This is a genomic window from Xanthocytophaga flava, from assembly GCF_030068545.1.
Classification (GTDB): Bacteria; Bacteroidota; Bacteroidia; order Cytophagales; family 172606-1; genus Xanthocytophaga; species Xanthocytophaga flava.
This window is the reverse complement of sequence record NZ_JASJOR010000003.1, coordinates 116,910-131,573: the sequence shown is the minus strand read 5'-3', so window position 1 is coordinate 131,573 and position 14,664 is coordinate 116,910. Positions and strand designations below refer to the sequence as shown.

Below are 14,664 nucleotides of genomic sequence, written 5' to 3'. Positions count from 1 at the left end.
TTTCGATAAAAGAGACTAAAAAAGTATATCTTTCCTTTTTCAAGTATAACTGCGGCATCTGATTGCATGAATTTTCTGGCACACTTGTATTTATCGGGTACTTTTGATGAGGCAATGATTGGCAATCTGATGGCTGATTTCATTACAGGTCGTATCAGGGAAGATATACCTGAAAAGATACGAGAAGGTATAGTATTACACAGAGAGATAGACTCTTTTACAGATTCTCATCCAGTAGTCAGAAAAGCTAAACATCACCTTTTCCCTGTATACAGGCATTATGCCAGTGTAATCACAGATGTATTCTATGATCATTTCCTGGCTACTCACTGGCAACAATATCATCCTGAACCACTGGAGCAGTTTGCCGAAAAAATCTATCAGTTTCTCACAGAGAAAGAAGAGTTATTACCTGTAGATATGCTTCCAGTACTACATGCGATGAAACGGCAGAACTGGCTGGTCAATTATGGTACACTGGATGGCATGAACCGAACTCTCATCAATACAGCCAAGCGTACTAAGTTTGCTTCAGGGATGGAACATGCTGTCAAAGATCTGCAAAAAGACTACGATTTTTATCAGGATAATTTTCGTGAATTTTTCCCTGATCTTGTACAACATGTAGAGAGACTTAAAGCAGCCTGATTCAGACAGTGTTTCTATTGTATAGTGCACAAAGAAAAATGGTTATATCTTTGCGGCCTAGCAATGATAAATTAATCCATAATGGAAAATCCCTGGAAAACACTTTCTACAAAAGAAATCTATACTAATCCCTGGATACAGGTAACAGAAAGCCAGGTTGTAAACCCTGGTGGTGGCAATGGAATCTATGGTGTAGTACACTTTAAAAACAAAGCTATCGGTATTGTGCCAGTAGATGAAGAAGGTTACACCTGGCTGGTAGGTCAGTATCGTTACCCACTTAATGAATATTCCTGGGAGATTCCTGAAGGTGGAGGTCCGTTAAATGAAGATCCACTGGAATCCGCAAAGAGAGAATTAAAAGAAGAAACAGGATTTACTGCCTCACAATGGACATTGATCAGCCGTATACATACCTCTAACTCTGTTTGTAATGAAGAAGGAGTTATTTATATGGCACAGCAGTTAACAGCAGGAGAAAGCCAGCCAGAGGAAACAGAAGATCTCATTCTACGTAGAGTACATTTGAGTGAAGCAGTAGAAATGGTTATGCAGAATCAAATTACAGATTCATTGAGTATAGCAGGCCTATTGAAGGCAGCTCGCATTCTGAATATCCAATAATAAGTATTTTCATAAAGAAAAACAGAATCCTTTCAGACTCTGTTTTTCTTTGGTTTCGCTATAAAAGTAAAATTTTATTCTTTTGTCGTTGAAAAACGAATGGGCAAAGAGACCTCTGTTGCAATAGCTTTACCGTGATATTTAGCTGGTAACCATTCTGGAGATGATTTTACCAGGCGGATCGCTTCTTCATCGCATCCGTTACCAATACCACGAATCACTTTTATATCCTCAATCGATCCATTAGCCAATACCACAAACTGTACAAATACTCTGCCCTGTGTACCAGCGGCCAGTGCTGCTTCCGGATATTTCAGGTTTTCACGTACATGTTTGTAAAAAGCATCTAGTCCATTTTTTGGATGAGCTTCCTCATCTACAAAGATAAGATCTGCTTTAGGAGCCGAAGCCGTCTGTGCGTTTGCAGGCAATGCCATACCTAATCCGGCCAGACACATAGTGCCATAAATCTTTGCCCAGGCATTAAACTGAAAATCAGCTTTCATAGTTGTAGTAAATAATAATGCAATACAAATATCCGAAATAGAAAATCAGCTTGCTTTTGCATTTACTGCAATACATTATCTATGTAGTAAATGTCATAATAAATGAAATCCGGACACTGTCATACTTCGTACATTTTTTAGCATAAAACCTTATTATCAACGCATTATAGCACATAAACAAGATATTATGAGAATCCATCTGTCTATTCTATTCTTCCTATTTATTTGTAGTTTTATAAGCATTCTGCTGACAAATTGCCAATCTGATAATAGTCAGCAGGAAGGTAGTGAGATTTCTTACGTCGATACCCTTTTGCTCAAGCCTGGAAAAGATGGAAAAGTGCATTTATCTGAGGAACAATGGGAGAAAATACTCAAACCAGGAGCCTACGCTGTCTTACGGGAGAAGAAGACAGAGTTTGCTTTCAGCGGTTCTTTGCTCAAAAATAAAAGAGAGGGCACTTATCTATGTGCGGCTTGTCATCAACCCTTATTCTCTTCAGCTACCAAGTTTGAATCAGGCACGGGATGGCCAAGTTTCTATGATGTAATTGCACAGAGCAATGTTAAATCAATAAAAGATGAGAGTTATGGTATGAACCGAACTGAGGTAGTCTGCAGCCGATGCGATGGTCATCTCGGCCATGTTTTTGAAGATGGCCCTATTCCAACAGGCCTCCGTTATTGTATAAATTCTGCGGCTCTACTCTTTGAGGAGAAGAAATAACCTATAGATCTGATATGCTTTATTATACCTGTTCTCTCCAATAGGACAGGTATTTTTCTTATACATTTTTGGGGCTGGCACAATAAATGTACTCAAAATCAAAAACACATGTATATTTATAGTATCAGAACATATACTTAACAACCTATGTCATCGGTAAAAAATGCCTTTTTTAAATTGCTTGGTGCAATAGAAGAAGGGTTTGATGCAGTACGCAATCGTTTTCAAAAACCTTTATTAAAAATAAAAGGAATCCGGATTGTTCCTTACAAAGGTTTCAGCAATGGAACTTCTCTTTTTTTAAAGGGTAGAGTGATACGCAATCCATTTATTTTCGTTCCCAGAGATAAAGCATCCAGATGGCGTAACCTGAAAGACACCTATAGGCGGTTTACTACCCAGGAAATGGCAGGCGTACAGGTAGAACTACGGTGGAATAAAAGCATTCATATTGCCACAACAGATGAAGAAGGATATTTTACATTCCAGCTCGAAGATCTTCCCCAATCCAACTCTTCTGTCATGATATGGGGCAAACTGGACTTGCGCCTGGTCACACAAACAGCAGATGAACCTGCTATAACGGCTGCCGATATTCTGATTCCTCCAGCATCAGCACAATTTGGCGTAATCTCGGACATTGATGATACAGTATTAGTATCCAATGCCACTCACAAACTTCGCATGGCCAAACTAGCTTTTTTTTACAATGCACGGACACGATTGCCATTTGAAGGCGTTGCTTCTTTTTATCAGGCATTGCAGAAAGGGACTTCAGCAGGTGTATTTAATCCTATCTTTTATGTTTCGAGCAGTCCCTGGAACCTGTTTGATATGTTGACAGAGTTTTTTACCTGGCAGAAAATCCCACAAGGGCCATTAATGCTCAAAGATATTGGCATAAGCAGAACCCAGGTAGGTGGCGCCTCACACCACACCCATAAACTGGCACAAATCAAACTCATCATGTCTATGTATCCCAATCTGCCATTTATACTGATAGGAGATAGTGGCCAGCATGATCCAGAAATTTATCGACAGGTAGTGTTGGACTATCCGGGACGTATCCTGGCTATTTATATTCGGGATGTTAGTAAAGACAAACGTGATCTTGAAGTAGAAACCATTATCTCCAGTATAGCTAATTCCAGTGTTCCGATGTTTTTGATTCCAGATACAGAGGCAGCAGCTCAGCATGCAGCAGCTAATGGATGGATTGCCAGAGAGGAGATTGCAGAAGTAAAGGAAGAGATATCCGAAACAAAGAAAGATGTATCTCCATCTTTCCTTCAGCCCGGCAATATGACAGAAGAGGAAGGATAAAACAAATTTTCTATAAAATCATACATCTGGTTCTTTGGCTCTGGCAGCCAAACCTGCCCTTTTTCCAAAAAAGTCTAGTTTTTCTGATCAGAACTTTCTAACTTAAACACTATCTTAATATGTTCCAATTAGCAGATGAGCGCCTCATCCACATTGACTAACAACTTGTTATCTTTTGTTAACCAGACTTTTCTTCAGGAACTTATACAAGAACTTCCTGTGGTTGTATTTGCGATCTCTCCCAATCAGACCATTACATGCTGGAATAAGGAATGTGAACGAACATTGGGATATTCATCAAAGGAAATTCAGGATACTACAATACTAACTAAAAACTTATTTGGCCATACACCTATACTAAAAAGTATAACAGAAGCATGGGACAACCCGAATATCACTCTTCCCTATCGTTACTGGGAAGGGGAAATCAAAGCCAAAGATGGTTCTGTAAGATATTTGTCTGTCAACTACCATGTCCGAAATAATTTTGTGCTTGAAGGCCTTCACCTTTGGTGCATTGGTACGGACCTTACAGATAAAGTGCAAGGCCAGCGGATTATGCAGGTTAACCAGGAACGACTATCCTTGGTTACCAAAGCTGCTAAAATAGGCTTCTGGGACTGGAATGCTCATACCAATGAGGTATACTATAGCCAGGAATGCTTTGACATTATGGGATATACATATGATGAATTTAGCCATACATACGAAAAATGGCTGGAGTTCATTCATCCGGAAGATCGAACCAGAGTCCAAAACAAAGTAAGAGATTGTCTTCACACCAAATGTGACTTTTATACCGAACTTCGTTTCAAAGCAAAAAATGGCAATTATATCTGGCTATTTCTGCAAGCTAACGTTTTTGAATGGGATGTACAGAACAAAGCAGTCAGAATTGTAGGTATTATATCAGATATCACATTACGAAAACGTACTGAACAAGATCTTCAGGAAGCTTTGGCTAAAGTAGAAGAGCTAAAAGAATCACTGGTAGAAGAAAACCTTCAACTCAAACAAGAGCTGCAGGAAAGTTTTCGGTATGAAGATATAATTTCAATAAGTGATACCTATAAAAAAGTACTTAGACAGGTAGAACAGGTAGCGCCTACTGATGCAACTGTTCTGGTATTAGGTGAAACTGGTACTGGAAAAAGTCTGATAGCAAACACTATACACCGTCTAAGTCCACGCGTTAATCAACCCCTGATAAAAGTAAACTGTGCTGCACTTCCCGCCAATCTGATCGAAAGTGAATTGTTTGGATATGAAAAGGGAGCCTTTACAGGTGCTTATACAAAAAAAATCGGACGATTTGAACTAGCAGATAAAGGAACCATTTTTCTTGATGAAATTGGAGATCTGCCAATGGAACTGCAGGCCAAGCTGTTGAGAGTTTTACAGGAAGGCGAATTTGAACCGTTGGGAGGCAATCGTACCCACAAGGTAGATGTACGTATTATTGCTGCTACCAATCGTAATCTGGAAGAACTTGTACAAAGGGGAAGCTTTCGTGCAGATCTCTACTATCGGCTCAATGTCTTTCCTATTGTTAATCCTCCATTGCGTGAAAGAAAAGAAGATATACCACTGTTGGTAAAATACTTTGTAAATAAATACAATGCCAAAACACAAAAACAGATCACTGTTATTCCCAAAAAGACATTGCAGCAACTGGAAAGCTATAACTGGCCAGGAAATATCAGGGAGTTGAAAAATACAATCGAACGGGCTATAGTTCTAAGTACCAGCACCAAACTGGAAATGGATGCATGGTTTCAAAACTCGGCAAACACAATTTCACCAGATATATCTTCTGATATAGTGTTTGACACATTGGAAGAGCATGAACGAAAGCATATACTTGAAGCGCTTAAACGTACAGAAGGACGGGTTACAGGTCCTAGAGGAGCAGGAAAATTATTAGGAATTAATGACAAAACACTTCAATCCCGTATGAGAAAGCTGGGTATCAATCGTTTAAATGAATTTAAATAATATTTTCTCTTATCTTGCTTAAATGTAAGCAATTATTTCTTCTACCTTTATTTAAAAAAATATTTTACCATTCGGATTAGAGCCTTTCTTTCATCTGGTAAAATATTTTTTACAGAGATAAAACCTATAATTGTAATTAACAAATATAGACGCTGGATCTTTTAAGGATTTTTTTTTCAGCATACTACTTATTTATTTTTGTAACATCTACTGGAAGTTATTCTTTAAGTGATATTGCTTAAATAAAAGCAAAAACTTTTCCATAAGCATTTTCTAGCTACCCAGACCCGAATTCAATACACACAACTATCTGTACAATAAAGACTTACAACAAATGGCACGGTTTTTATAATATAGTAAGACATAACTATACAAAACTAAAAACAGTCAGGACATGAAAAAGATATCAGAGTTGGACTTCTCCAATGAGGTAATTCAGACAGACGGGCTTCAGATTGTTCATTTCTACAATCCTTATTCCAGTCATTCAAACGACACCGACACGATACTGGAAGAATTGTACAAAACCCACAATGATGTTAATTTTTTCAAAATCAATCTGCTGCATTGCGGAATACTCTGTGATCGCTACGGGATATCTCTTCCCTGTGTATTGATTTTTGAAAATGGAGTATTACAGGACCTATTACAGGACGTGATTACAAAAGATACACTGGTAACTAAACTTACCTCTCTTTTGCCGAGTAACTAAGAAGATGTCTAAGATAATTATAAAGGAAGTAAAAGAGCAGACTTTAGAACGAACCGAAAAATAGGTAAGTGAATAACCTAATTAAAGAACGTTACTAAAATCTGCTTTTGAAGCCTTTCGCATTTGTGTTAGACAATCTTTAAACAAGGAGTACCTAGATGAGCAGCTAGATTGGATTCAGTACTAACTAAACTATAAACCCAAACTTTCCAACCCTATTTTTTTTTAACTGCTATGGAAGAGGTAGATCAACCAGAAGCGATGCAGCTTGCTAACCACCAACAGTTTATTAACTGGGAATCCCTGTCTAAAGAACTGGAAAAAGTAACATTTGAATTGAATACACTGACATATCGCCTAAGCCATGATTTCAATGCGCCTCTTAGCTCTATTCTGGGTCTGATAGATCTGATAGAACTGGAGCATGGTGATATAGCCAGCCAATATCTTCATATGATGCGTGGACGCATCAATCGTATGAGGGATATTATCCGGGACCTGGTATATTCTTCCCGAATGCAAAATCAGACATCTGTAATTGAAAATGCAGACCTGAGTACAATTATTCAGCGTGAGATCCTTGAACTCAGTGACTTGAATAACTACCACAAACTCAAAATCACTTCTCAGATTTTAGGCGACTGCCCTATCAAAACAGATTTGTTCCGGTTACGCATTATTATTAATTGCCTTGTATCCAATAGTATCAACTATGCCAATCTGATCAATAAAAAGCCTTCTGTAAAGGTTCAGGCTAAATGTAGTACAAAAGATCTTCAGATTCTGATCAAAGACAATGGTATAGGTATTCCTCAGGAGCAACAATTAAAGGTATTTGAAATGTTTTATCGGGGTACACATGCATCAAATGGTTCTGGTCTGGGGCTGTTTCTTGTACAGAAGGCAGTTCATCAGATGAATGGCACGATCTCATTAAAATCAGAATCAGGCAAAGGTACTACAGTTAAAATTACAGTACCTAACCATTTTTCATAAGATAGGGAGAAAAAGCATAGTGTACTGTCTCTAAGTGCTACTCGACCTTAATACCATATTTTGCCAAAATGCCCGCAGCTCCATATAATGAGATTCGGGCATTTTTTAATACATTCCTCTCCGGATCAATGATATAATTATAGGCTGTTACCAAATCAGCATCTTTCAGATTGGTTTTATCAAACTCAGCATTTTCCAGATCGGTATTGGCAAATACTGCATGGTGCAGGTCTGTATTTCCAAATGCCACATGTTTGAGTGAAGAGTTCACAAAATGCGTCTTTGGCATCTTCTTCTGAACAAATGAAGCATAGTCCAGCACACAGTTTTCAAACCGAACACTAAAAAGAAAATCTTCACAAGTACTAAAATTTACCCCAATCAGTTTACAATCTTTAAAGGATGCATTATGTATAGTACATCGGGTTAGCTTCATCATTGCCAGATTGCAATTTATAAAAACACAATCGCTAAAGCGGCTTGAACTAAAATGACTTTCAGAAAAATCGCAGGATTGAAAGGTACATTTCTCAAACTCTCTGTTACGAATATCCTTTCCTGAATAGATTACTTTCTCAAAAGTTTTGTTCTGGTGCGTTAATTCCATGGATGTCGGTTCTAATATGAAACTTATTCCGGTATCTATCCTTTTCGTGGAGCAAACAGACCAGAATCGTATTTAAGTAATGTTTTAAGTTGTAAAACAGCAAGTTTTTCTACTCCACTATCTCCTTCTACCGGATAAATTTCCTGAATTACTTTAGGCACAATATCCTCAATCTTTAGTAGTTCCTGCATGACTGTCTCAGGACGTAATGACATCCGGTTTCCTGCCTGTGCAGCTTCTACCAAAAAGTCTGGAGACCAGTCTTTTGTTTTGGTAGCATGCTTATTAAGCAAATGCATTACTTTCTTAAGACGGGAAATCTTACCTTGCACCCCATTGAGTAAATCCAGATTATCAATAGGTTGAAGCTTTAAAACAACCTCTACAGGCTCATGCACAGAAAGTTTATCCAGTGTAATAATTGTAGCAATCTGATTGCCTTCATACTGCCAATGAAAGTCCACAGAATCTACATCTTCTTCCATAAATTCATAAGGCACTTCATTTTGGTTGCAATATATGGCCTTTGGAGGTAAAATGCCACGTACGTGAATCTGATAACTCCTTTCGGAAGGACTGGAAGTATATCTACCTTCAACTGGGTTTATACGTATAATCAATGTATCATCATCGGGCATATGCTGAGATATGGAGGTCCAGGTATATCTCCCTTCCAGATAGCCATTGGTATTGTATTCATCCTCATATAGACGGGTATCCCCATGACGTGCTGGTAACACTGTAAGTACCAGATGCTCCAAAGGCTTCTCAGCAACCGGAGTTATTTTTTGTGTACTCATCATTGGAAGAATAGATCCCGCTTTTACATATAATGGAATCTCATCCAAATCAAAATGACGCTCAATCACCTTTGATCCTACAAAATACTGTCCGCTATGCCACTCTACCCATGTTCCCTCCGGAAGCCATATTCTTTGTTTGGCGAGCCTATTGTAGTCTGATACCGACTCTGTCACTGGTGCCACAATCATATTGTCACCAAACATGTATTGCTGAGTAAACGTATACGCTTCTTCTGCTTCCGGATAATCATAATACATAGGACGCATAAAAGCTACCCCTGTCTCATACGTTTTGCGAGCTTCTGTGTATATATATGGGATCAGTGCATAACGAAGAAGAATCACGTCACGCATCATCAGGAAATATTCATGCGGATAAGCCCAGATACGTCGCTCGGCATTGGCATTTTTAGAAGTGTGGGTACGTAACACAGGACTAAATGCTCCAAACTGCAGCCATCTCAGAAACAATTCGGGCGAGATAGGTCCAGGCATGTGTCCACCTATATCATGGCTCCAGTAAGCGCAGCCGACATTGGCGGCAGTAGCAGTAAAGTAGGGTTGAAAATCAAGCGACTTCCATACACAAACTGAATCCCCAGAAAATCCGATCGGATATCTGTGGTTGCCCAATCCACCCCAGCGATGGAAAATTAACGGGCGAACTTTCCCTTGTCGCTCCATATCTGCATAATGCACATAATTGAGCCACATAGTCGGACTCATACCAGGTATGTTTGTAGTACTCCATTGTTGCCAGTCCAGCCACCAAAAATCTACACCCTCTTCTTCCAGAGGCCGTAATACCAGATCCAGATAGGCTTGAGCAAATTTTTTATCAACAATATCAAAGGGAACATACTTTTGTGACTCCGGATCTATCCCCATAGCTTTTGCTACTGCCGGATAGGCTTCTTCGTGTGGTTGAATCCCTGAGGCTGGATGCAGATTCAATGTCACTTTCAGATCTTTTTTTCTAGTCCAGTCCAGAAATGCTTTGGGGCTTGGAAAAAGCGTCTTATTCCAGGTAAAACCTGTCCACCCTTTTCGTTCTCCTGCCTGATCTTTCTCTTTCTTCCACCAGTCTTTTAAAAAGGTAGTATGCCAGTCCATATCGACTACAAGTACATCCACAGGTACATTATGTATCTGAAACTCCTTTACCAGATTGCGCATCTCTTCTTCTGTATAAGGCCAGTAGCGTGACCACCAGAAGCCAAAAACAAACCGTGGAGGCATTGGAATCTTTCCAGCTACCAATGTATAATCATACAAAGCCTGCCGATAATTATGTCCATACCCAAAGAAGTATAAATCCTGACGATTACGTTGTGGACGTGCCTTTATCCATGCCCAATCTCCATCTTCAGCCAGTAGTGGCCGTTCCGAATCATCCACAATTGTCCACCCATCTCTTGACAAGATGCCAGGCTCAATTTCCACAGCACCTTCTGCCCTATCCAATGTCCGATTTGTTCCTCTCAGATTACCTGTATCCTCCATACCTGGCTGCCATCTGATCTGTCTGCCATTCAACTCTAACTCAATAAACAAATTATCCTCTTTAAACTCTCCAGAACCTATTTTATATTTTAATAACAGCTTTTCTGTACGAATGATCAGCCAGTCATCATTCTCTTCTACTGTATAGGGGCATACTGGAAGATTGCGATTGATAAAGACAAAAGAGGCAGAATCCTCAAAAGTAGCTTCAGGAGCCCACTCCATACGAATCATCTGTGGTGTCAGTATAGTAAACCGCACATCACCACGAATGATTATTGCATCAGGATTAGCTACAGGATCTATAGTATGAGCAGAAACAAAAGAAGTCGACGAAATCATATCAGATAAGGAATTAGACAAAAGTGAATAAAGTTATCTATTGTTTGCATACACACAAAGAATGTACCTACTTCAGGATGTAAGTATTTATTCATTAACAGATACATAACTAAAGTTATACGTCTGTGTCAGTGAATAAATATACTCCTTCAACGACAGGATCTTCAGAATGTTTGAACTAATTGGATTGTATAGCCATTGAAAAAACAAACGCTATCTGCGATATACAGATCACAGATAGCGTTTACTTGATAGTAGTTATAACTTACTTACGAGCAGCAATTTTGGATTCACTGATCTCACGAGACGTCCCATCAAAGGAATAAATCTTTACAGCAGATGCACCTCCCGGAATTGTCAGCACCCGAGCTGATTGTGATAGATACGAGCCACCATAAGGTAAGTCAACCTTTCGTTTTCTTCCATCTTTCAACGTCATTTCAGCCCACGCATCCATTGCTTGTAACCGCACAATCTGTTGAACTGGTTTACTAACTGAGGTAAATACTTTCAGACTATCCAGATTTTGGGAGGCCAGGTATAGCTCATCCCCTTTACTGGTATATATTCGCGCCAAAGCTTTCGCATCTCCATCTACGAAAAAGTTACTTTGACGAATAGAAAGAGGTTTAAATCCACCTTTGCCATCTCCTTTCAGATATAATCCAACAAAAGCATCATACCGACCCGTAAATGTTTCTCCTGCATAGTTGTTTCCAGTCAAAAGCAGATCTGCATTTCCGTCCTGATCTATATCCTGTACCTGTATTCCAAAAACAGGAGCTACCTGAGCCTGAATCGGCAAGACGTGAGGCTCAAACTTTCCATTTCCTTTATTCTCCAGGTAACTGGAAGCAAACTGAGTAGCATGATAAGCAATAGCATTTTTTTGTTCTTCTTCTTTCAGAATCTTATTGATATCTGCTTTTCCATAAATATTATAATAAGGAAACTCACGTCGTACCCGCAGGAGAAGTGTCACCAAATCATCACGGGAGTGAATCGGAAATGGATGTATTGTTCCGGTTTCATCTTTTCCATAACACACCAGAATCGGGTCCATTTTGCCATTGTTATCAAAGTCATTGGCATACATACTAAAAGGAAGTTCGGGCGAACATTTGTAATTAGAGTTTAGTCCCAGATTACCTGCTATGTAGTCCATATCTCCATCATTATCTATATCAGCAGCAGCCAGGCTATTCCACCAACCTATTGATTTTTCTACACCTGTCTGGTCCTGTTTTACCAGTCTTCCATTCTGTGTTTTAAAGAATGTAACTGGCATCCACTCTCCTGCTATAATTAGATCAACCCAACCATCATTATCATAATCAGACCAGATGGCATCTGTAATCAAGCCAGCTTTTTTCAATTCGGGAGCCACTTGCTTTGTCTGATCTGTAAATTTGCCTTTCCCATCATTTACCAATAAATAACTATCAGGAGTAACCGGATAATGTCCAGGAACAACACGTCCACCTACAAACAAATCCAGGTCTCCGTCCCGATCATAATCTGCCGCTCTGACACAGGAGCCTGCTGAATAAAAGACAGGTAAGGCTTCCGGATCAGATATAAGTTTACCATTGCCTGCATTTCTGTAAAAACGATGTCTTAATGACAATGTATCAGCAGCAAACTCATAGCTACCACTTACGACATATAAATCCTGATCTCCATCCTGATCTGCATCAAAAAACAAAGCGCCTTCATCTTCTGACTGCTTCCCTTTTTCAGTTATTGCACTTACCTGTTTAAACTTCCCGTCCGAAGTTTGCTGATATACAATCCCCTCCTGAGAAGCCGCTCCACCAATATATATATCATCCAGCCCATCATTGTTTATGTCTCCGACTGCAAGTCCGGGACCATCCTGAGAGAATTTATGTGGGAGTGTACTTTGAACATTAAAGTCTATTTTATCTTTTTCTGTATGAATAAATGCGATACCAGATTCAGTTGTCACATCCTTCATTACAGGCATAGTACTATTACTTGGGTAAGACTGAAAAGCCAGTTCTTTTCCAGCTTCTTTGTAGTGTACAGTAATCACCTGATCTGCTGGCACATTTTGTAGCAACTGATACTTACCATCTGGCCAGAATACCTCTAGTGAATCTATTGTTGTAACATTCCCTAGTCCAAAATGAGCTACACTTTCCACTGTAGATGTATACCCACGATACGGAGAATGTTCGTAAAACTGTTGTTTACCCTTTCCATACAGTATTCGTATCTTTGTAGCCAGACCAGAAGTACGACCAGGCGCGGCATCCAGTTTTACTCTCAGATAATGTGCTTTATCTTTATTTTCGGGTTTATTTAACTGATTCTCGTAGACAAACGCAGGGTCATTGATATTATTAATTACTACATCCAGATCGCCATCATTATCCAGATCTGCATAGACTGCACCGTTAGAGAAAGCAGGTACTTTCAATCCCCATTTCTCTGATACATCTTCAAACTGAAGATTGCCATTATTGCGAAAAGCATAATCAGCCACCCGAGCAATTGGGATAGAATCGACCAGCATCATCGGACTTGCCACGGCTCCTGCAGGACCAGCACGATACATAGCAAAGTCGCGGTCGGTTACATCTCTGGGAAATCCATTGGTAATGATAATATCCCGGTTACCATCATTATCAAAATCAGCTACCAGGGGCGTCCAGCTCCAGTCGGTTTGATAAATACCTGCCAGTTGGCCAACTTCACTGAATGTAGGATGCCCTTCAGGAGTCACTCCATTATTAATCTGTAATACATTCCGTACATATTGGTGTTGATAGCCATATTCTTTATTATTGATGTAGTCTGTATATTTATTTGCCCCAATCATTCGCTTTTTTCGCAGATTGTCTTCCGGGAGCATATCCAGCGCTACAATATCTACCAGTCCATCATTATTGATATCCACCACATCATTCCCCATTGCTGAATAACAGGTGTGTTTCAAATATTTATCAGCCTGATTGGTAAATGTGCCATCGTGATTATTGATGTACAACAAATCATTGGATATATAATCATTGGTTACATATATATCTGGCCAGCCATCCAAATTTATATCTGAGATATTTAATCCAAGTCCAAAGCCTTCATAAACAATGCCTGCCTGTTTAGTAACATTGGTAAATGTGCCATTGCCATTGTTCCGATACAGTTGGTCATTATTAGCGAAGGTACCATCCGTAACTTTCTTCCGATAGTTGGTAGGAATATTTTTATTGATTACATCTTCGAGTACATACAAATCCAGATCGCCATCTTTATCATAATCAAAAAAAGCAGCAGTAGTCGTATGTCCTTTATCATCAATACCATATTTGGCAGCCTCCTCTGTAAAGGTAGGCACTCCTTCAGCATTATTTCCCTGATTGATATAAAGCAGATTAGCCCGACTTGCAGAATCCGCTTTTATTGTTGCTCCCACATAAATATCCTGGCGTCCATCCTGATTTATATCCACCACAACTACACCTGAACACCATTTACCATTTCCACTAACCTTTGCTTTATCTGTTACATCTTCAAAAGATAAATTTCCTTTATTAATGTAAAGTTTATTAGGTACCATATTTCCACTGAAATACAAATCCACTAATCCATCTCCATTAAAGTCTCCTGCTCCCACTCCACCACCATTATAGATATATTCCTGCACCAGAATGTTCATGGTGTCGCTTTCTGTAATCGTGTTGGCAAAGGTAATATTTGACTGATCAGCAGGTATAAGCCGGAAAAGTGTATCAGGATTTTGCTTACAGGAGAAAAACAACAAAAACATCCCTAATACAAGAATTACTAGTTTCATAACAATTAGTGGCACTTAGATTAAAATAAAGACTTTATCTGAGCAATAAACAGTACCT

General features: G+C 39.2%; 11 protein-coding genes. 7 read left to right on the top strand and 4 right to left on the bottom strand.

Going from position 1 to position 14,664, the window contains the following annotated elements:
- The first annotated feature begins 66 nt into the window (after nt 1-66).
- Nucleotides 67-648 carry an acyl carrier protein phosphodiesterase gene (locus QNI15_RS05950; protein WP_314031016.1) on the top strand — a complete coding sequence of 194 codons (582 nt, stop codon included), beginning with the start codon at nt 67-69 and terminating at the stop codon, nt 646-648.
- Nucleotides 649-729: 81 nt separating this feature from the next.
- Nucleotides 730-1,272 carry an NUDIX hydrolase gene (locus tag QNI15_RS05945; RefSeq protein ID WP_314031015.1) on the top strand — a complete coding sequence of 181 codons (543 nt, stop codon included), beginning with the start codon at nt 730-732 and terminating at the stop codon, nt 1,270-1,272.
- Nucleotides 1,273-1,346: 74 nt separating this feature from the next.
- Here QNI15_RS05945 and QNI15_RS05940 read toward each other — a convergent pair whose 3' ends face one another.
- Complete coding sequence (locus QNI15_RS05940) at nt 1,347-1,778, bottom strand: energy transducer TonB (protein WP_313976608.1); 432 nt, start codon at nt 1,776-1,778, stop codon at nt 1,347-1,349.
- A 187-nt stretch (nt 1,779-1,965) separates the two neighbouring features.
- Here QNI15_RS05940 and msrB point away from each other — a divergent pair, with 187 nt between their 5' ends.
- The 5 genes from msrB to QNI15_RS05915 all read left to right on the top strand — a co-directional run bounded on the left by msrB (nt 1,966) and on the right by QNI15_RS05915 (nt 7,531).
- Nucleotides 1,966-2,505, top strand: coding sequence for a peptide-methionine (R)-S-oxide reductase MsrB (msrB, locus tag QNI15_RS05935; RefSeq protein ID WP_313998405.1), 540 nt, complete (start codon nt 1,966-1,968; stop codon nt 2,503-2,505).
- A 147-nt stretch (nt 2,506-2,652) separates the two neighbouring features.
- Nucleotides 2,653-3,828 (top strand): App1 family protein, encoded by a 1,176-nt coding sequence (locus QNI15_RS05930; RefSeq protein WP_313998403.1) that lies wholly within the window; start codon nt 2,653-2,655, stop codon nt 3,826-3,828.
- Nucleotides 3,829-3,963: 135 nt separating this feature from the next.
- Nucleotides 3,964-5,823, top strand: coding sequence for a sigma 54-interacting transcriptional regulator (locus QNI15_RS05925; protein ID WP_314031014.1), 1,860 nt, complete (start codon nt 3,964-3,966; stop codon nt 5,821-5,823).
- A 394-nt stretch (nt 5,824-6,217) separates the two neighbouring features.
- Nucleotides 6,218-6,535 carry a thioredoxin family protein gene (locus QNI15_RS05920; RefSeq protein ID WP_313998399.1) on the top strand — a complete coding sequence of 106 codons (318 nt, stop codon included), beginning with the start codon at nt 6,218-6,220 and terminating at the stop codon, nt 6,533-6,535.
- A 234-nt stretch (nt 6,536-6,769) separates the two neighbouring features.
- Nucleotides 6,770-7,531: a sensor histidine kinase gene (locus QNI15_RS05915; protein ID WP_313998397.1), complete on the top strand. Its 762-nt coding sequence runs from the start codon at nt 6,770-6,772 to the stop codon at nt 7,529-7,531.
- Between the two features lie 37 nt (nt 7,532-7,568).
- On the opposite strand, the gene QNI15_RS05910 is transcribed toward QNI15_RS05915, so the two are convergent.
- The 3 genes from QNI15_RS05910 to QNI15_RS05900 all read right to left on the bottom strand — a co-directional run bounded on the left by QNI15_RS05910 (nt 7,569) and on the right by QNI15_RS05900 (nt 14,606).
- Nucleotides 7,569-8,138 (bottom strand): pentapeptide repeat-containing protein, encoded by a 570-nt coding sequence (locus tag QNI15_RS05910; RefSeq protein ID WP_313998395.1) that lies wholly within the window; start codon nt 8,136-8,138, stop codon nt 7,569-7,571.
- Nucleotides 8,139-8,173: 35 nt separating this feature from the next.
- Complete coding sequence (locus QNI15_RS05905) at nt 8,174-10,786, bottom strand: glycoside hydrolase family 31 protein (RefSeq protein WP_314031013.1); 2,613 nt, start codon at nt 10,784-10,786, stop codon at nt 8,174-8,176.
- A gap of 265 nt (nt 10,787-11,051) precedes the next feature.
- Nucleotides 11,052-14,606, bottom strand: coding sequence for a VCBS repeat-containing protein (locus QNI15_RS05900; RefSeq protein WP_314031012.1), 3,555 nt, complete (start codon nt 14,604-14,606; stop codon nt 11,052-11,054).
- Nucleotides 14,607-14,664 lie beyond the last annotated feature (58 nt).

Coding starts and splice junctions, on each gene's coding strand:
- QNI15_RS05910 (WP_313998395.1), bottom strand. CDS start 8,138: ATGGAATTAACGCACCAGAACAAAACTTTTGAGAAAGTAATCTATTCA.
- QNI15_RS05920 (WP_313998399.1), top strand. CDS start 6,218: ATGAAAAAGATATCAGAGTTGGACTTCTCCAATGAGGTAATTCAGACA.
- QNI15_RS05925 (WP_314031014.1), top strand. CDS start 3,964: ATGAGCGCCTCATCCACATTGACTAACAACTTGTTATCTTTTGTTAAC.
- QNI15_RS05915 (WP_313998397.1), top strand. CDS start 6,770: ATGGAAGAGGTAGATCAACCAGAAGCGATGCAGCTTGCTAACCACCAA.
- QNI15_RS05940 (WP_313976608.1), bottom strand. CDS start 1,778: ATGAAAGCTGATTTTCAGTTTAATGCCTGGGCAAAGATTTATGGCACT.
- QNI15_RS05930 (WP_313998403.1), top strand. CDS start 2,653: ATGTCATCGGTAAAAAATGCCTTTTTTAAATTGCTTGGTGCAATAGAA.
- QNI15_RS05905 (WP_314031013.1), bottom strand. CDS start 10,786: ATGATTTCGTCGACTTCTTTTGTTTCTGCTCATACTATAGATCCTGTA.
- QNI15_RS05900 (WP_314031012.1), bottom strand. CDS start 14,606: ATGAAACTAGTAATTCTTGTATTAGGGATGTTTTTGTTGTTTTTCTCC.
- QNI15_RS05950 (WP_314031016.1), top strand. CDS start 67: ATGAATTTTCTGGCACACTTGTATTTATCGGGTACTTTTGATGAGGCA.
- msrB (WP_313998405.1), top strand. CDS start 1,966: ATGAGAATCCATCTGTCTATTCTATTCTTCCTATTTATTTGTAGTTTT.
- QNI15_RS05945 (WP_314031015.1), top strand. CDS start 730: ATGGAAAATCCCTGGAAAACACTTTCTACAAAAGAAATCTATACTAAT.